Origin of the sequence: Paraburkholderia lacunae (assembly GCF_003353175.1) — a bacterium.
GTDB classification, from domain to species: domain Bacteria; phylum Pseudomonadota; class Gammaproteobacteria; order Burkholderiales; family Burkholderiaceae; genus Paraburkholderia; species Paraburkholderia lacunae.
The window spans coordinates 188,524-203,669 of the sequence record NZ_QHKS01000008.1; the positions used below are offsets into that span (position 1 = coordinate 188,524).

At 62.2% G+C, this 15,146-nt stretch carries 18 protein-coding genes and 3 pseudogenes; 8 read left to right on the plus strand and 13 right to left on the minus strand.

Annotated elements, in window-relative coordinates; translation table 11 throughout:
• Window positions 1-37: 37 nt before the first annotated feature.
• Together DLM46_RS14340 and DLM46_RS14345 are read right to left on the minus strand one after the other, a co-directional pair.
• The gene (locus tag DLM46_RS14340) at window positions 38-577 is read right to left on the minus strand and encodes an Mpo1 family 2-hydroxy fatty acid dioxygenase (protein WP_115101410.1); all 540 of its coding nucleotides are present in this window, start codon (window positions 575-577) and stop codon (window positions 38-40) included.
• A gap of 90 nt (window positions 578-667) precedes the next feature.
• Entirely contained in the window at window positions 668-988 is a 321-nt protein-coding gene (locus DLM46_RS14345) for a tlde1 domain-containing protein (RefSeq protein ID WP_115101411.1), read from the minus strand.
• Window positions 989-1,069: 81 nt separating this feature from the next.
• Between DLM46_RS14345 and DLM46_RS14350 the strand changes: the two genes are divergently transcribed.
• On the plus strand, window positions 1,070-1,735 hold the full coding sequence (locus DLM46_RS14350) for a lytic transglycosylase domain-containing protein (RefSeq protein ID WP_115101412.1): 666 nt from the start codon (window positions 1,070-1,072) through the stop codon (window positions 1,733-1,735).
• A 195-nt stretch (window positions 1,736-1,930) separates the two neighbouring features.
• On the opposite strand, the gene DLM46_RS14355 is transcribed toward DLM46_RS14350, so the two are convergent.
• The 7 genes from DLM46_RS14355 to DLM46_RS39415 form a co-directional block, all read right to left on the minus strand.
• Complete coding sequence (locus DLM46_RS14355) at window positions 1,931-2,335, minus strand: hypothetical protein (RefSeq protein WP_115101413.1); 405 nt, start codon at window positions 2,333-2,335, stop codon at window positions 1,931-1,933.
• A gap of 273 nt (window positions 2,336-2,608) precedes the next feature.
• The gene (locus DLM46_RS14360) at window positions 2,609-2,869 is read right to left on the minus strand and encodes a hypothetical protein (protein ID WP_115101414.1); all 261 of its coding nucleotides are present in this window, start codon (window positions 2,867-2,869) and stop codon (window positions 2,609-2,611) included.
• The gene (locus DLM46_RS14365) at window positions 2,862-3,611 is read right to left on the minus strand and encodes a DNA/RNA non-specific endonuclease (RefSeq protein ID WP_115101415.1); all 750 of its coding nucleotides are present in this window, start codon (window positions 3,609-3,611) and stop codon (window positions 2,862-2,864) included. Before DLM46_RS14365 ends, DLM46_RS14360 begins: the two co-directional genes overlap by 8 nt.
• A 343-nt stretch (window positions 3,612-3,954) precedes the next feature.
• On the minus strand, window positions 3,955-4,314 hold the full coding sequence (locus DLM46_RS14370) for a DUF3564 domain-containing protein (RefSeq protein ID WP_115101416.1): 360 nt from the start codon (window positions 4,312-4,314) through the stop codon (window positions 3,955-3,957).
• A 111-nt stretch (window positions 4,315-4,425) separates the two neighbouring features.
• Window positions 4,426-6,114 (minus strand): acid phosphatase, encoded by a 1,689-nt coding sequence (locus DLM46_RS14375; protein WP_115101417.1) that lies wholly within the window; start codon window positions 6,112-6,114, stop codon window positions 4,426-4,428.
• Window positions 6,115-6,204: 90 nt separating this feature from the next.
• Complete coding sequence (locus DLM46_RS14380; protein WP_115101418.1) at window positions 6,205-6,492, minus strand: hypothetical protein; 288 nt, start codon at window positions 6,490-6,492, stop codon at window positions 6,205-6,207.
• Window positions 6,493-6,712: 220 nt separating this feature from the next.
• Window positions 6,713-6,865 (minus strand): hypothetical protein, encoded by a 153-nt coding sequence (locus tag DLM46_RS39415; RefSeq protein ID WP_165847970.1) that lies wholly within the window; start codon window positions 6,863-6,865, stop codon window positions 6,713-6,715.
• Between the two features lie 23 nt (window positions 6,866-6,888).
• Here DLM46_RS39415 and DLM46_RS14385 point away from each other — a divergent pair.
• The 3 genes and pseudogenes from DLM46_RS14385 to DLM46_RS14395 all read left to right on the plus strand — a co-directional run.
• A pseudogene (locus tag DLM46_RS14385) lies at window positions 6,889-6,990 on the plus strand (VOC family protein); the annotation flags it as partial.
• Window positions 6,983-8,248 carry an NAD(P)/FAD-dependent oxidoreductase gene (locus tag DLM46_RS14390; RefSeq protein ID WP_115101419.1) on the plus strand — a complete coding sequence of 422 codons (1,266 nt, stop codon included), beginning with the start codon at window positions 6,983-6,985 and terminating at the stop codon, window positions 8,246-8,248. The pseudogene DLM46_RS14385 and the gene DLM46_RS14390, both read left to right, overlap by 8 nt.
• 33 nt (window positions 8,249-8,281) lie before the next feature.
• Window positions 8,282-8,524: pseudogene (locus tag DLM46_RS14395) on the plus strand (MFS transporter); the annotation flags it as partial.
• Between the two features lie 15 nt (window positions 8,525-8,539).
• Here the strand turns inward: DLM46_RS14395 and DLM46_RS14400 are convergent.
• Window positions 8,540-9,001, minus strand: coding sequence for a GNAT family N-acetyltransferase (locus DLM46_RS14400; RefSeq protein ID WP_115101420.1), 462 nt, complete (start codon window positions 8,999-9,001; stop codon window positions 8,540-8,542).
• A 117-nt stretch (window positions 9,002-9,118) separates the two neighbouring features.
• Between DLM46_RS14400 and pdxR the strand changes: the two genes are divergently transcribed.
• Entirely contained in the window at window positions 9,119-10,609 is a 1,491-nt protein-coding gene (gene pdxR, locus DLM46_RS14405) for a MocR-like pyridoxine biosynthesis transcription factor PdxR (RefSeq protein WP_244306201.1), read from the plus strand.
• Window positions 10,610-10,641: 32 nt separating this feature from the next.
• Here pdxR and DLM46_RS14410 read toward each other — a convergent pair whose 3' ends face one another.
• The 3 genes from DLM46_RS14410 to DLM46_RS14420 form a co-directional block, all read right to left on the minus strand.
• Window positions 10,642-11,745 carry an NAD(P)/FAD-dependent oxidoreductase gene (locus DLM46_RS14410; RefSeq protein WP_115101422.1) on the minus strand — a complete coding sequence of 368 codons (1,104 nt, stop codon included), beginning with the start codon at window positions 11,743-11,745 and terminating at the stop codon, window positions 10,642-10,644.
• 193 nt (window positions 11,746-11,938) lie between these two features.
• Complete coding sequence (locus DLM46_RS14415; RefSeq protein ID WP_115101423.1) at window positions 11,939-12,145, minus strand: DUF3562 domain-containing protein; 207 nt, start codon at window positions 12,143-12,145, stop codon at window positions 11,939-11,941.
• Between the two features lie 166 nt (window positions 12,146-12,311).
• Window positions 12,312-13,376 (minus strand): DMT family transporter, encoded by a 1,065-nt coding sequence (locus tag DLM46_RS14420; RefSeq protein WP_115101424.1) that lies wholly within the window; start codon window positions 13,374-13,376, stop codon window positions 12,312-12,314.
• Between the two features lie 265 nt (window positions 13,377-13,641).
• Between DLM46_RS14420 and DLM46_RS14425 the strand changes: the two genes are divergently transcribed.
• The 3 genes and pseudogenes from DLM46_RS14425 (at window position 13,642) to DLM46_RS14435 (ending at window position 15,114) form a co-directional block, all read left to right on the plus strand.
• On the plus strand, window positions 13,642-14,184 hold the full coding sequence (locus DLM46_RS14425) for a DUF488 domain-containing protein (protein WP_115101425.1): 543 nt from the start codon (window positions 13,642-13,644) through the stop codon (window positions 14,182-14,184).
• A pseudogene (locus DLM46_RS14430) lies at window positions 14,183-14,368 on the plus strand (hypothetical protein); the annotation flags it as partial. The gene DLM46_RS14425 and the pseudogene DLM46_RS14430, both read left to right, overlap by 2 nt.
• A gap of 146 nt (window positions 14,369-14,514) precedes the next feature.
• Window positions 14,515-15,114, plus strand: coding sequence for a cytochrome b (locus tag DLM46_RS14435; protein WP_115101426.1), 600 nt, complete (start codon window positions 14,515-14,517; stop codon window positions 15,112-15,114).
• Window positions 15,115-15,146 lie beyond the last annotated feature (32 nt).

Consider the following 15,146-nt stretch of genomic DNA (forward strand, 5'->3'; position numbering starts at 1 on the left):
CGTTGCGCGCGCCATCCGGCGCGCGTGCGTGTTCCGTTCAGCGATGCGCCGTCGCACGGTCCGCGTTGATGCGCGTCGGGCCAACTTGCGCCTCGATCGCTTCGCGCAGCGCAGGCCGCCAGCCGAAACAGAACAATGCTTCGGCGAGCACGAACAGCGGGCCGACCAGAAGGCCGATCACGTCGTCGACAAAGGCCGGCTTGCGATGCTCGTATGCGACATGGCCAATAAACTGAAACACCCAGCCGACCACGAATAGACCGATGCCCGAGGCCAGCCAGGTGAGCGTCGATTGCGCGGCCAGCCACTGACCGCACGCGATGCACAACACCGACACGATTGCCATCAGCGCGCCGAGCGGCACGTCGAGCACGAGGTAATAGAGCGTTGCCGCTATGAACAACACCCACGCGGGCGATAACGAAAACGGCAACGCGCCCGAAGTGAACGCGGGCCTGCTCAGCAGGACGGCCGACGCCAGCACGATCATCGGAATGCCGATGAAATGCGTGGCGATATTGCGCCGGTCACGATGGTAGGCCGCGTATTGTGTTAGCTGCTCGGTCAGCGTTCTCATGGATGTCTCTCCTCCTCGATCATCGTCATTCGATTCTCGGCAGTTGATGGGTTAGCGCCGTGATGTTCGAAATATAACGGGCGATTTTCATTACTGTACGTCCACGTAACCATATGCCTTAAGCGTAGTGCCGGGAATAGGCAGGGTGGCACCATGCTTATGCAGATAATCCGCCAGCACATTGAACTGGTCTGAATTGACAACTGTTATACAGCCCTCCGACAACCCGCGCGGCCCCATTGGGTGTAAACGAAAAGCACCGCGTTTGATGCCGTTGATTATCGTCGTGTCTCCCGCGCCTTCACGCCACAGAATAAACCAGTGACGGCGGTCAGCCCCGTACACCGCCGCCGCAAGGTAGCGAATCCACCCGGCGCGTCCCTGCCCGGCAGCTGCATTTTTATAAGCAATTTACGGCGCACGTCCGTTTCTTTGGCTATTCGCTACACCAGGCCCGGTAAGGTTCGATGCACCCGGTCAGGAAGCGAAACGATGCAGCGAAATAGCGCTCTGGATGGTGTGCAGGCACAACGCGAAATCAAACTTCATCCGCTAACCGGCTTGAAGATATTGCTGGCGACGATCGCTTTCTCGTACGCCGCGATTTCTCATGCTGCCGATGCGCCGGCGCCGGCAGCGATGCCGCTGTCGGCGAGCAACGCAGGCGTCGGCGCCAACGCAGTCGTCGAAGCCAACGCAGCCACGGGAGCGAACGCAGTCGTCGAATCGAACGTGCCGGCTCTGAGCGATATTACAGCCGTGTTGCGCGCGCAATTCCGCGTCGCGCCATCGGACTCCGCAAGGATCGCGCGTGCGGTGCTGGTGGAAGCGGACCGTCACGCCATTTCGCCGATCCTGCTGCTTGCGGTGATGTCGGTCGAATCGAGCTTTAATCGCTTTGCCGTGAGCATTGCGGGTGCGCGAGGCCTCATGCAGATTCTGCCCGCAGCGCATCCGCAATTGATTGCGGGTACAAGCGATCTGTCCGATCCGGCCATTAATGTGCGGATCGGCTCGGCGATTCTGCGCGACTACCTTGATCGGAGTGGAGGCGATCTCGAGGCCGCATGGCTGCGTTACAGCGGCGGCGGTCGAGGTTACGCACAGCGTGTCGTTCTGCGAATGCAACGATTCGACGCGAGTTTGCGCCGCGAATGACGAGTGGCTTCGCGATGCGTTCAGCGGCTACTCGGCATGGTTGGCGAACTGATGGCAAGCCCGCGCAAAAGAGCGGCCACAAAAAAAAGGCGAGTCATGAGACTCGCCCTCCCTGAACGGCACTGCGCGGCTTCGATTACCAGCTTGAATTAACTACCTATGCATGGCCGTTGCGTGCCGACGACCTGACACGTGTTATTGCGTTTTGGTCGTGTCGGTCTTCGCGCCGGCGGCTTTTGCCGGCGCAGTGCTGGCCTCGTTCGCACCATCCGTTTTGCTCTTGTCGGCGCCTGCTTCGACAGCGTTCTTCTTGGTGGACTTGTGCGTCGTTGCCGTGTGAGCGGCCGACGTCTTCTTCACATGCGCCTTCTTCGCGGTTTTCGTTTCAGCCTTCGCGTCGGTCTTGACGTCGGACTTCGTCGCGGCCATGCCGCTGTCGGCGGTGCCGGTTTGCGCACCGGTGGTGGCTTTCAGATTCGCCTGACCGGCGGGTTGCATTTGTGCGGGTTGTGCGGGCTGTGCGCTCGAAGGTGCGGTCGTTTGTGCGAACGCGGTCGAGACGAGCAGGGCGGAAGCGACAGCGGCGAAAAGCGTCTTCATGGTTTAACTCCTTGGTTTAACCGGTGGTTTCTTGTATCGCGGCTGAAAATGTTCAGCGCTGCCCGTTTAACGTTGCGCGGAAGACAGGAGTTGACGGTGCGCTGGTGACAAAACGTAAGGACTGAAACAGGATGGTTCGCGCCTTAGGTAGTCGATGCGAGGATGCGATCGTTCAGACAGGGATCATGCGAGGCGATTGCTGCGTGGCGGCGAAGGCGGCACCAGGTGCATCGCCTTCGCGCATCGGCGCTGGGTGAGTGCGACTTGATTGCGCTACTGGAACGGGTTCTGAATGACGCCCGGTTTTGCATCCGGCTCGTCCTTCACCCTGACTGGCAGATCCTGTTGCGCCTGCAATGAAGCCACGACTGCATCGACCGCCTCCTTCAGCGCTAGCGCAGCTTTCAGGCCGCGCTGATCCCGGGTCAACTCCAGCGTCCCGGCCACGACCACACGCGTCGTGCCGTTGCTCACAGTGAGCGCATCGCCTTGAATGTTGAGCACGTCGTCATCGTTCGAATAGGGTTTAAACACCTTTCAGTCCTCCCGGTCGCTGATCTTTGAGATTCTCCGGAATGCCCGGAAAACGGATGCCGCTTGCCGCCTCGAGTTCGTGAATCGTCTTGATGTCGTAACGGTTGGTCGAGACATTGTCCACCATCACCGCGAACGCGAGTTGCTTCGACGGCACGTAGACGGCCTTGAACAATTGCGTCGGCACGAAGACGCGTGTCGGCCCGATGGTCTGCAATTGCCGGCCGCTGAACATCGGCCCGGTCACGACGTAGGTATCGTCGTACGACATCGCGATCCTGCGCACCGACGTTTCGATGCGCGCCCACAAGCGCTGGTTATTCTCGCGGTTCTGCGGTACGACGTTGGCGAGCGAAAACGATTGTGCCATCGCTTCCTGATTCCAGCGATTGCCTGCCGGGCTCATATGACCGCGATCGAAACCGCTGCGTTTATAGTCCGCCAGCGTTGCGCCTTCGCCGTCGGGCAAGCGCGCGTCTTCGAAGAACTTGTTGGTGCGCACCATGTCTTTGGCGGCTTCGATGTGAGCGCGCGTCAGGTGCTCGGCGGACCATAGCGGACCATGCGTGACCCCGGAATGCAGAACGGCGAAATCGGTGTAGCAAAGCATGCGCGTTTTCGGCGCCATCTTCTGATTGGTCAGCACCGGCCATTGCGCATTCGGTGTGAACTGGGTGCAGGAGGGCGCCGCGCTCACGTGAGCGGCGACGGCAAACAATAGACAGGCAAACCACTTCTTCATGAGTCAGTCAGTCGAGGGAGGGGGCGCAAGTATAGCGTTGCGAGCCCGCTTCGAGCGACGTGGAACACGCGAATAAACAGGAAAAAAACGAGGATTTGCGCGAAGCGCAGGAGAAGACCGGACTCACGCCGGACAAAAAAAGGGGCCGCCTTGCAGCGACCCTAATGCGTGGATTTCCAAATCTACGCACGCAAACTTAAGAATGGCTTAAACGCGGGGGAGGCGCGCAGCGCGAATGAGCTGCCTGTCAATCGACGCAAAAAATCGGCGCAAAAGTTCGCCACGCACACGAGGTGCGTGTCGAGTCGAACAGATTGTCGAGCGACGAGAACCGCTCCAGAAGTCAATTTCCGAACACGCTGTTTTCCGCGTGGATCGTTTGCCGGTCGACGGCTTGCAGGCGCCAGAAGCCGCTGGTCGGCTTGCGTGCCGGTACGGCAGTCCACGCAGCCGCGCCTTGTGCTGCACTGACTTGCTGCTTGCGGTCGACGTGCAATCCGCGCAGCGTGCACAGCGGCGCGTCCGTGCTCGGCGCACAGAGCGTGGTGACGCCGTTGTCGTCGTGTAACTCGCCCCACGGGGGCAGATCGATCCCTTGATGCGCTTCTCTCGACCACCGGTGCTCTTCGGTATCGAGCCACAACACAGCGTAATCGTGGTTGACGGTGGGATCGGAACCGTTGATCAGGATGGTCAGACGCATGACAGTTCCGTACAAAATGCGAAGTGGTGCTCTACAAGTCTATGCCGCGATGCGCGTTATGCAAGCCAAAGGTAGGACGGCCGATCCGGCACGAAAAAACTCGCCGCGATCTCAGACGAGATTAAGCGCACTAGTCAGATCGCCAGGCGCAGCCTGGCCGTTCTCGGTAAATGCACGATCTCGCGCGATGATCCCATCGAGCGGCGCCAGTCCATGCACGCGGCTGATAAACCGCAAAATCGAGTTAGTGTCATACACCGTGTGATCGACGTATGCCGTCTTCGCCAACGGCGAAATCACCAGCGCGGGAATCCGCGAACCCGGCCCCCAGCGGTCGCCCTTGGGCGGCGCGACCGGGTCCCACCAGCCGCCGTTTTCATCGACGGTGACGATCACGACCGTGTTGGCCCATTGAGCACTGCGCTGAATATGCTCGACGACGTTCGCAATATGCCGGTCGCCTGATTCGACGTCCGCGTAACCCGCGTGCATGTTCAGGTCGCCTTGCGGTTTGTAGAACGTGACGGCCGGCAGGCGTCCCGCATCGATATCGGCGAGCAGACGATTGGTCGATACGTTGTTGCCCAAGCCCGCATCGCGCAGATATTTGCGGCGCGCCGCGGTGCCCGGCGCGTAATTGGCGAAGTAGTTGAACGGCTGGTGGTGATACTGGAAATCCGGCACGGCGCCGGTGTCCTGATGCTCGAGTGCGTATCGCCAGGCACCGCTGTACCACGCCCAATCGATACCCTTGTCCGTCAAACGGTCGCCGATCGTCGCGAATTTTTGCGGCGGCAGGACACGCGGATTCGATGGATCGGCGAGCTCGGGATCGCCGCCTTGCGCCGGGCGCACGTTGCTCGGCTGATAGGGCGGCGCCATCGTGTTGACGGCGTAGCCGTCGGCAGTGAACAAGCCGTCGTTGACGAATTTCGGCGGGCCGTCGAGCGCGGACGCCGGCGAATCCGCCGCGAGCTTGAGGCGCGTGCCGGCGGGATCGTCGCCTTCGAGTACCGACACCAGCTTCCTGGCCGGACTGTTATGCACGTCGGGATAGAACGGAGCCTGAGCCGAAATCAGAAAGATGTGGTTGAGCCACGAGCCGCCGAAGGCCGCCATGAAAAAGTTGTCGCAGAGCGTGTACTGTCGCGCGAGATTCCACAGACGCAGCGTGTCGGCGGAATTGCGGTAGTGGCCCATCACCAGGCCGCCGGAATCGCTCCATGCGGCGAACTGATCGTTGCGCCCCGCGTTGATCTGCATCTGGTTCTGATAGAAGCGATGCACCAGATCGCGTGTAATGACGCCGTTCGGCAGCGGCGCGCCCTGCGCGTCGGTCATGTGGAACGGCCGGTTCTGCAGGGCGCCGATATCGCGCTCGCCAATCATGTAGCGCTTGCCGTCCACTTCCTGCGCCCGCGGTACAAGGCCGCCCCAGATTTTCGGCAATTGCGGCAGCGGCGTCTTGCCGTCGCGGTCAAGTTGCAAGTAACGCTCAGCGGTCACTGCATCGAGTGGAGACTGGACGCCGGGAAAATTGCCGTACAGGTTGGCGAAACTGCGATTCTCGGCGTAGATGACAACGATATGACGCACCTGGTCGCGCAGCGCGGCGTCGAGTCGCAAGTCGGCGGCACTGCGCGGCGCCATGCCGTTCGCGGTGCTCTGCCCGGCAGTGTGGCAGCCGGCGAGAGCGAGTCCTATGCCGACCGCCGCGAGGCCGGTCAGGACGCGGCGGCGATCGGGATCGTCAGGGGCGTCGTCGGGATTGGGCGGCAGGGTGGAGTCGTGGTCGGTCATCGGCGTGTTCCGAAATATGCGGGACGGACATCCGAGCGCTGCGCGCGGCGGCGTGCGTGCAACTTCGGCTCGAGGTTTGGACCGGTCTGCTTAAGGCAGTCGCCGCTTGACGCGCCAACTGTTGTGCGTCGCGTCAACGGCTAGCAGGAGCCAATGCTTTGCGTCGACGGGATGACGCCTTTGCGTGGCGTAGCCGTCGACGGTCAATTCCAGTTCGTCGGGTGCCCGCCGATGGCAGGTTGCGTTGGCGCCGGAGCCGTCCGCGAATTCGACTATCGCGGCGGCCGCCAGGGCCGGCTCGGGCAGGTGGGCGATGTGAACCGCACAGCCCGGATAAAGATGCGAGTCGGCGACCTGAATCTGGATGGAATCGGACATGAGCGTGCCCTCCGGACGCGTGCGACGAGCGAAAGCGCGGCGATGTGACGAGGCGCTACGAACCGCATCAAAGGATAGCACCGGGTGAAACGGTGGCGGTGGACAAACTGCATCGGCAGCAACCGCTTATGACGCGTCAAGCTTACGTGCTGTCCAACGTGGTGCGCGGGTGGTGCACGCACTGTTCGCCGGATAAATAACCGCCCCATGCTTCGCGCTATCATGCTGATCTAGACACGATGAACAGCAGAAACGGCAGCCAAGATGGCAAAAGAAGAGCAGACAGGAGCGGGACGCAAGCACGCCCTTGCCGCCATTCGCCGCCGATGAAAATATCGCCGGTAGGCACGAGGCTGGTATCGAAGTGAGTCATGTCGGTCGTTCCGGTCTGCTTCAGCTAATTGGGCGATCGAGGGCGGCATCGACGGCAATACGTGTCGCCAGAAGAACGCGAAGGCGCCGGAAGGCAAGTTCATGACGGAGCGTAAAAATGACTGACGCTGCTGCTGCAAAGGCGCAAGCCGCCCACGCCGGGCTCGAAGCACCGCGCACGATCGTCGTGATCGGCGGCGGCCAGGCGGCCGGCTGGGTCGTGAAGACATTGCGCAAGGAAGGCTTCGTGGGCCGCCTCGTGATGATCGCCGACGAGATTCATCTGCCGTACGAGCGCCCGCCCTTATCGAAGACGGTGCTGACCGGTGAAGCGGATATCGAAACCGTGCGGCTCGTTACGCCGGACGATTTCGAGGCGCTGAACGTCGAAGCATGGCAACCGGATTACGCGACGTCGATCGACCGCGAGCAACGCATCGTGCGCACGCAGTCGGGCCGCGACGTGCAATACGACCGTCTGGTGATCGCCACCGGCGGCGCGGCGCGCCGTCTGCCGGATGCGCTGGTGAAGACCTCGCACATCGCTTACCTGCGCACGCTCGACGAAGCCGTCGCGCTCGGCGAGCGGCTGCGCGCCAGCAAGCGCGTGCTCGTCGTAGGCGGTGGCTGGATCGGCCTCGAAGTCGCGGCGACCGCGCGCAAGCTCGGCGTGCAGGCGACGGTGGTGGAAGGCGCGTCGCGTCTATGTGCTCGTTCGTTGCCGCCGATGGTGTCGAACTTCCTGCTCGAGTTGCATCGCGCGAACGGCGTGGACGTGCGCTTGCACGCATCGCTGGTAGCGCTTGCCGATCATCCGCACGACGCTGAGCGCATTCGCGCAACCTTCGCGGACGGCTCGACGCTCGACGCCGATTTCGCCGTCGCCGGTATCGGCCTCACGCCGCACACCGCATTGGCGGAAGCCGCCGGCATCGAGGTGCAGGACGGCATCGTGGTCGATCACTTCGGCGCGACCGACGACCCGCGCATTTTCGCGTGCGGCGACGTCGCGAATCATCCGAGCGCGTGGCTCAAGCGCCGCGTGCGTCTCGAATCGTGGGCCAACGCGCAGAACCAGGCGATCTCCACGGCGAAAGCCTTGCTCGGCACCTTCGAACCGTATGCGGATATTCCGTGGTTCTGGTCCGATCAATACGACGTCAATCTGCAAATCCTCGGCGATATTCCGGGCGATGCGCAACTCGCCGTACGCGGCAATCTGCCGGGCAAACGCGCCACGCTTTTCTATCTGGAAGACAACGCGATTCGCGGCGTGATCGCCATCAACACGCCGCGCGAACTGAAACTGTCGCGCAAGTGGATGAACCAGGGCCGGACCGTCGACCTTGCCACCCTGACCGACGCCAACACGGCGCTTGCCTAACCACACCTACGCACGGCACCACGGCATGAGAATGCCTATATGTACACGCCGGAGCTGTATCCGACGAGTATCCGGGCGATGGGTTGCGGTGTCGGCGGCGCGTGGCTCAAAGTGGCGGCGATCTTCGCACCGGCTAACGTGTCGAAGACGATGATCGGCGGCAATCTGGAAGTCGCGTTCTATATCCTTGCGGCGGTGCCGTTGCTGGCGGCGATCACGGTGCACTTCCTCGGCATCGAAACCAAGCGCAAAGTGCTGGAACAACTCGAGGCTTGACGGTTTGCCGCGACGTTACAGCGCCTTGCGATATACCACGAAGCCCGAGCGTTCCGCGACGCTATCGTAGAGCCGCATTGCCGTCAGATTCGTTTCATGCGTCTGCCAGTAAACGCGCTGCGAGCCGTCGGCCTTCGCGCGCGCGTACACCGCCTCGATCAGCGCACGGCCGATGCCTTTGCCGCGCTCCGATTCCAGCGTGTACAGGTCTTGCAGATAGCAGGTCGGGCCGGCCATCGTCGTGTGACGGTGATACAGGAAGTGCACGATGCCGAGCAACTTGCCGCCGCGCTCGGCGACCATCGCATGCATCGGCTCGTAGCCGTCGAAGAAACGTCCCCACGTAATCTGCGTGATTTCGCGCGGCAATGCAGTTTCGCCAGAGCGGCCATAGAACGCGTTGTAGGCATCCCATAGCGGCAGCCACGCGTCGAAGTCGGCGGGCGTGACGGGGCGGATTTGAATCGATTCGGACATGACTGCGGCTCCTTGTCTGGCTGCATGCGGTTGTTGGCAACCCGATAGCCGTCAGCATAAGAAATTTGTGGCACCATTGTTAGCTCCACGACGCGTTCAGAATTTGGAGCCACGAACTTGGATTATGGTCTGTTGATGTCGAACGTCGAGCGGGCACTGGGTGGCCGCAAGCTGACGCAGCAGGACTTGCTGTACGAGAGCCTGCGCCGCGCGATTCTCGATGGCGACATCCGCCACGGCAGCCAGCTCGTACCGACGCGTGCGCTCGCCGAGCAACTCGGCATCGCGCGAAATTCGGTGCTGTACGCGTACGAACGGCTGACCGAAGAAGGCTTCATCACCACGAGCCGGCATGGTTCTATCGTCAGCATGGTGAGCGGCGCGGGCGCGTCGATAACCACGGCCCGCGCAGGCGCGAAAGCACCGGCGAACCGTCTGTCCCAGCGCGTCGCCGGCCTGCCGCGTGAGCGCAGCAACCCGGACGACCCCACACCATTCCGTCCCGGCGTACCCGCACTCGATGAATTTCCGCTCGCGCAATGGCGCGCTTCGATGGAACGCGCGTGGCGCTCGGTCGAGCCGAGCGAACTCGGCTATGGCAACAATTCCGGGCATCCCGCGTTACGCCGCTCGATCGCCGAATATGTGCGCGTGTCGCGCGGCGTGCGGTGTTCGCCCGAACAGGTGTTCATCACAGCGGGTACCCAGGCGAGTCTCGATCTGTGCGCATGCATGCTGGCCGATCCCGGCGATAGCGTGTGGGTCGAAGATCCCGGTTATCACGGCGCGAAGGCGGCGTTCCAGGCCGCCGGTTTGCGACTGGTGCCGATACCCGTCGACGCCGCCGGCATCGCGCCCACGCCGGATCATTGGCAGCAGACGCCGCCGCGTCTGATGTACATCACGCCGTCGCATCAATATCCGCTCGGCAGCGTGTTGAGCCTGGAGCGACGCTGGTCGATCATCGAGCACGCGGTGGCGCGCGGCGCGTGGATCATCGAAGACGACTATGACAGCGAACTGCGCCACAGCGGTCCGCCCTTGCCGTCGATCCAGGGGCTCGCGGCGGATACACCGGTGATCTACCTCGGCACCTTCAGCAAGACGATGTTTCCGGCGCTGCGTATGGGCTTCATGATCGTGCCGGCGAATCTGGTCGCGGACGTGGACGAGGCGCTCAGCGAGATCGCGCGGCAGGGGCGCGTGGCCGAACAGATCGCGTTGGCGGACTTCATCGATAGCGGGAAATATGCGCGGCATCTGCGGCGCATGCGGCGGCTTTATCAGCAACGCCGCGCCGCGTTGGTGGATGCCATCGAGCGGCACATGGGCGATCTGGTGACGATCTCCTCCGACAGCGGCGGCATGCATTTGACGGTGCGGCTCGATGCGCCGCTGCACGATCAGGACGTAAGCGCGGCCGCGCGCGAGCACGGCTTGCATATCGCGGCGCTCAGCGCGTTCTGTCAGCCGTGCGCACAGAACGCCGCGCGCTATAACGGTTTTATGCTCGGTTACGCGGGCATCAAACCGGACGAAGCCGATGCATGGGTGGCGCGGCTCGCCGCCGTCGTTCGTGGACTGGATCGTGCAGGTACGCGCCGTTAGGGCGGCACCGTCGCTGTTGTGACGAAACCCGGCTACGCCATTTCCGCTCTGAGCCAACGTGCGAGCATGGCGTCGTCGTCCGTATGCAGTGCTTGCGCGATGCGCCGCCCGACCGCCGCGCCGAATTTATAGCCGTGGCCCGAGCATGCCGACACAACCAGCGTGTTGCCGAGGCACTGCGAAAAGAAACGTGTGTCCGCCGTGAATGTATACGCGCAAGTCTTCACTTCGGTGACCCTATATTCGTCGATGCGGCCGAAGGGCGGCGAGAACAGCCGGCGCAAACTGTCGCCTTCGTCGGGTGCGGCGACGCGATCGGCGTTTGGATCGGCGGCGCGAGTCTTGCGCACGCCCGCGCCGAACTTCAGGCCGACGCCGTCGATAGGCGGCAGCACGTAACCGCTGCTGGCGCCACCGATATCGACAATCGCCGGCGCGTTCGACCATGCGTCCTGCAAGTCCGCGGGCGGTTCCATATAGGCGACCGCGTTGCGATAAGTCACCAGCTTTTCAGCGAGTGCGGGGAACAACTGCAAGGTCCAGGCGCCCGCGGCGACCACGAGCTTGTCGCCGCGAACCGTGCTGCCGTCTTCGAGTTGCACGGATGCCGCCTGCGGATCGACGGCGAGCGCTTTTGCATGCATGCGAATCTCGGCGCCGCGCATCTTGAGCCACGCTTTCATATCGTGTGCTATGCGTTCGCTAAAGAGCACGCCACCGTCATGGTCGAGGTAAGCGTAGCGAAAGGTAGCGGGATCGAGAAACGGATAACGTTCGGCCGCTTCGTACGGTTTGAGCCGTTCGTATTCGAATTCCATCCGGTCGAGGCCGGCGCGGAATAGTTCCGCGCCGTCGCCGGCATATTGGGAAATGCCAAGCACGCCGCAATTAGCGTAGTGCGAAACGCCCAAGTCGTCCCACAGCAAATCCCAACTGTCGAACGCTTCAGCGATGGTACGCGCATAGCCGTCGGCGTCGCCGTATGCGCGGCGGATCATCCGGTGCCGGTCGCCCGACGCGGCGAGCGGATTGGGAATCGAACCCTGTTCGATCAGCGTAACGTCATGCCCCAGCTTCGCCAGCGACCACGCCGTACTCAAGCCCGCAATGCCCGCGCCTACGATTGTCACCCGCATGCCTCGTCCTCGAAACGGTCTGTTCGGATCAGAGTCTAGCAGCGGGAAATTTCTGACAACGGGAAAATTAATTCAGTGCAAGTTCGTGCGAATCAGCGTATGCAAGCCAGCGAGGCTTGCGCGAAACGGCATGAAGCAACGCATAAAGAAAGCAACGGTATAAAACAGGCGGTGGTCTCCGCGCGCCCAAATATTAGTGTTTGCTGCGATTCGACGAATTCCGCAGCTGGTCACGCACCTTCTTCGCGGCGAAGAGCGGCACGTAATCGAAGACGCGCGCATCGTGCCGATAGTCGGCCAGCGTGTCGGCGTACATCTTCGAGACCGTTTCAGCGGGCGTATCGGTTTCTTCCGCGATGCTTCTTACCAATTCGTCGATGTTGGGTTCGGGCTGGGACATGGAAATCTCTCCAGGGTAGGCAGGATGAATCGCGGGCAAACAGGAGTTTCATTAGAGAATGTGATTCGCGTTGATGCAAATTGAATCGGTCTATCGCAGGATTCGTTCCACAGAGATTTTTGTCTTGCAGTCCGTAGGTTCCAGCGCCGGGCCGTCGTGCGAGAAATCAATGCGTATGTCGATGATGAATATCCGGGAAATGCGCGTGAGTGTGCGAGATTGGTGCATGGCGATGCGGATGGGTATGCGGCTCGTTGCCATCCCATACGAAATCGTGTTCATGCTGATGATGCGCGTCGTGTCGATGACGATGCGTGTGGTCAAGTGCATCGTGCGTATGCGGATGCTCGTGACGTTCGCGGATATGCAGCCAGACGCCCAGCGTCATCAGCGCGGCCGCGACCCAGAACAGCAGCGGCGGCATTTCAGGCCACAACACCCACGACAAGGTCACGCCGAAGAGCGGCGCGACCGAGAAATACGCGCCGGTGCGCGCGGTGCCGAGATGGCGCAATGCTATGACGAATAGCACGAGACTCACGCCGTAGCCGGCGAAGCCCGTCAGCATCGCAAGCGTGATGGTCGCGGCCTTCGGCCATGCGGCGCCGAGGGTGAACGCGAGCGCGATATTCACCGAACCGGCCACGAGTCCTTTGACGCACGCAATGAACATGGCATCGTTAGCCGACACCTTGCGCGTGAGATTGTTGTCGATGGCCCAGCAGGCGCACGCGGCGGCCAGCAGCAGTGTGCCGGGCGGCAGGCCTGCCGCGCCCGGTTGCCACGACAGCGCCACGCCGCCCGCGACGATCGCGACCATGCCGAGGAATACCTGCACGTCGACGTTCTCGCGAAACACGACCCATGCGATCAGCGCGGTGAATACGCCTTCGAGATTCAGCAGCAGCGAGCCGGTGGCCGCGGGTGTCGTTTGCAAACCGAGCATCAGAAGCGCCGGACCGGCGACGCCGCCCGCCGCGATCGCGCCGGCGAGCCACGGTACTTCGCGTAACGGAAAGCGGTCGTGGCTGACGCGCTGTCCGCGGGCATGGCTTTGCAGCCGGCGCAGCAGGATCAGCACGGCGAGGCCGGTGCCGCTGCCGAGGTAGAACAGACCGGCGAGCAGAAACGGCGACAGCGAGCCGAGCAGCGCTTTGGCGAGGGGCGTGGTCGCGCCGAACAGCGCGGCGGCCAGTAACGCGGTGAAAGCTGCGTTAAAGCGGGTCGACATGAGTTTGAAATCCAGTTGAAGTCGAAGCGGGCGTTGCCGACACGATAGCGCTATCTGCCCGCCGACGCCTCGGGAATCGAGCGCTCCGACAGAAAATCCACGAACGCTCGCAGTTTCGACGACAACCGCCGGCTCGACGGCCATGGGACCGAGATGCGGAAGAGGGCGGATCCGCGCTCGACCCGCGCGCTCGACCCGCGGTTGACCAGGCGCCGCGCACGGGGTAAACGTACAGCGTCGCCGCCAACGCCCGGGTGAACCTGCAATGACGCGTCCGTTTTTCACGATCGGTCATTCCACGCATCCGCTGCGCGAGTTCATCGATTTGCTCGAAGCATCGGAGATCGAAACGCTGGTGGATGTGCGCAGCATTCCACGCTCGCGCACCAATCCGCAGTTCAATCAGGAGACATTGCCGGGCTCGCTCGCTCCCGCGCACATCGACTACCTTCATCTGAGCGAACTGGGTGGCCGCCGCAGCCATCGCAAAGGCGATGCGCCGTCGCCGAACGGTTACTGGACGCATCCCGCCTTTCGCAGCTATGCCGACTACGCAATGACAGCAGCATTTCAGGAAGGCCTCGCACGCCTCGTCGACCTCGGCCACCGCCGCCGTTGTGCGATCATGTGTTCCGAAGCGGTATGGTGGCGATGCCACCGGCGTATCATCGCCGACTATTTGCTGCTGCGCGGCGAGACCGTGTTGCACATCATGGATACGCACCACACCAACGCCGCGACCATGACGCCGGGCGCGCAAGCGCAACCCGGCGGCACGTTGATTTATCCACCGGAAACCGAGTCCTGATCCGCTGCTGCGTTGGCGCGACTATGGCCCCAACGTCATGCCGCTGCCGCATCCATCGCCGCGCAATATCGCGTGGTTCAAGCGCAATCCCTGGTTCGAGGCGGAGATGCTGCCGAGTTTGCGTGAGCGCGTATTCGCGGCGCTGAACGGCGCCGGCCTGACGCACCGCCTGCCGGCGAAATAATCTGAAATACGTATTTAAGCGTATGAGGGAATAAAACGGCACACTGGTGCGTTTGCCTCATGCCGACGGCGCCAACAAACCTGCTCCGGCATAGCCGGATTTCAAACAGCTTTCGCAGAAACGCTTTCTTGCGGACGGAACCATTGATGAACACCCAAGCCGACACCCTGACCGATTCGACCAGCACGCCGCTACCCTCGCGTTACACCCGCACGGCGATGCTGCTGCACTGGCTGATCGCGCTGCTGATGATCGGCAACGTCGTGCTCGGGCTGAGCGCGGATTCATTACCCGACGGCTGGGTGCGTCCGGTGGTCGATACCCACAAGTCGATCGGCATCACGGTGCTTGGCCTCGCACTCATGCGCATCTTGTGGCGCATCTCGCATAAGCCGCCGCCGCTGCCGCGCGAGTTTCCGGCGTGGGAAAAAATGGCCGCGCACGTCGCGCATTTCCTGCTGTATCTGCTGATGATCGCGTTGCCGCTGTCCGGCTGGCTGCACGATTCGGCCTGGAAAGACGCGGCGACGCATCCCATGCGGCTGTTCAACCTGTTTCCGTGGCCGCGTATCGGCTACGTGACGAGTCTTGATCCGGCGTTCAAGGAAACCTTGCACGACCGCTTCGGCGCGCTGCATACGTGGCTCGGCTACGCGCTGTATGCGTTGCTGGCGATGCATATGGGCGGCGCGTTGAAACACCAGTGGATCGATCGCAAGCCGGTTCTCAAGCGCATGGTGCCGTAAGCGCCGCGGCCTATACGCCCAGTCCCCAGTCC

Excerpts from the sequence above, each read along its gene's own strand:
- DLM46_RS14340 (WP_115101410.1), bottom strand. The coding sequence starts at position 577 with ATGAGAACGCTGACCGAGCAGCTAACACAATACGCGGCCTACCATCGT.
- DLM46_RS39415 (WP_165847970.1), bottom strand. The coding sequence starts at position 6,865 with ATGACTCACTTCGATACCAGCCTCGTGCCTACCGGCGATATTTTCATC.
- DLM46_RS14370 (WP_115101416.1), bottom strand. The coding sequence starts at position 4,314 with ATGCGTCTGACCATCCTGATCAACGGTTCCGATCCCACCGTCAACCAC.
- DLM46_RS14375 (WP_115101417.1), bottom strand. The coding sequence starts at position 6,114 with ATGACCGACCACGACTCCACCCTGCCGCCCAATCCCGACGACGCCCCT.
- DLM46_RS14390 (WP_115101419.1), top strand. The coding sequence starts at position 6,983 with ATGACTGACGCTGCTGCTGCAAAGGCGCAAGCCGCCCACGCCGGGCTC.
- DLM46_RS14355 (WP_115101413.1), bottom strand. The coding sequence starts at position 2,335 with ATGAAGACGCTTTTCGCCGCTGTCGCTTCCGCCCTGCTCGTCTCGACC.
- DLM46_RS14435 (WP_115101426.1), top strand. The coding sequence starts at position 14,515 with ATGAACACCCAAGCCGACACCCTGACCGATTCGACCAGCACGCCGCTA.
- DLM46_RS14350 (WP_115101412.1), top strand. The coding sequence starts at position 1,070 with ATGCAGCGAAATAGCGCTCTGGATGGTGTGCAGGCACAACGCGAAATC.
- DLM46_RS14420 (WP_115101424.1), bottom strand. The coding sequence starts at position 13,376 with ATGTCGACCCGCTTTAACGCAGCTTTCACCGCGTTACTGGCCGCCGCG.
- DLM46_RS14415 (WP_115101423.1), bottom strand. The coding sequence starts at position 12,145 with ATGTCCCAGCCCGAACCCAACATCGACGAATTGGTAAGAAGCATCGCG.
- DLM46_RS14365 (WP_115101415.1), bottom strand. The coding sequence starts at position 3,611 with ATGAAGAAGTGGTTTGCCTGTCTATTGTTTGCCGTCGCCGCTCACGTG.
- DLM46_RS14380 (WP_115101418.1), bottom strand. The coding sequence starts at position 6,492 with ATGTCCGATTCCATCCAGATTCAGGTCGCCGACTCGCATCTTTATCCG.
- DLM46_RS14425 (WP_115101425.1), top strand. The coding sequence starts at position 13,642 with ATGACGCGTCCGTTTTTCACGATCGGTCATTCCACGCATCCGCTGCGC.
- DLM46_RS14410 (WP_115101422.1), bottom strand. The coding sequence starts at position 11,745 with ATGCGGGTGACAATCGTAGGCGCGGGCATTGCGGGCTTGAGTACGGCG.
- DLM46_RS14400 (WP_115101420.1), bottom strand. The coding sequence starts at position 9,001 with ATGTCCGAATCGATTCAAATCCGCCCCGTCACGCCCGCCGACTTCGAC.